We start from the raw sequence: 440 nt of genomic DNA, 5'->3' as shown, positions 1-440 counted from the left end.
ACTGATGCTCGGTCCACGGCCCATAAAGTTCCGGCGCCGTGGCATGCAGGATCCTCCACGTCTCGCTGGTCACCGTGCCGCTCGAGCCGAAGACGTGCCACAGGCTGCCATCAAAGACGGGGCAAGGGTCTTTGAGATCATCCACGCTTTGCGGATGAAACAGCGGAAAAACATTGGTTGAAAAGTCGATCTTCATATCAGCCCCGGAATTCGCCTGGCACGGACTCGCCAGTGATGCGGGCGAATCAACTTGATGTCCTGCACATTTTATAACCAGCGACTTAAACGCAAATACGGCAGGTCAGTTCTCCACCGACATTCCCCCGTCGCTCACGCTTTCAAAGCCCGGCGACGCGTGGTGGCCATTCTCAGCTCCGCGGAAATATCGTCGCATCCGTCATCCGAGCGGTGACTGAGAGCTCTTCACTTCACCTTGAAAC

The 440-nt window shown here is 56.4% G+C and carries 1 pseudogene; it reads right to left on the bottom strand.

The window, feature by feature from the left end:
• Positions 1–196: pseudogene (locus tag EN750_RS39835) on the bottom strand (hypothetical protein); the annotation flags it as partial.
• Positions 197–440 lie beyond the last annotated feature (244 nt).

This window comes from Mesorhizobium sp. M7A.F.Ca.ET.027.03.2.1 (assembly GCF_003999175.1).
Taxonomy (GTDB): Bacteria; Pseudomonadota; Alphaproteobacteria; order Rhizobiales; family Rhizobiaceae; genus Mesorhizobium.
This window is presented reverse-complemented; position numbering and strand designations above follow the sequence as displayed.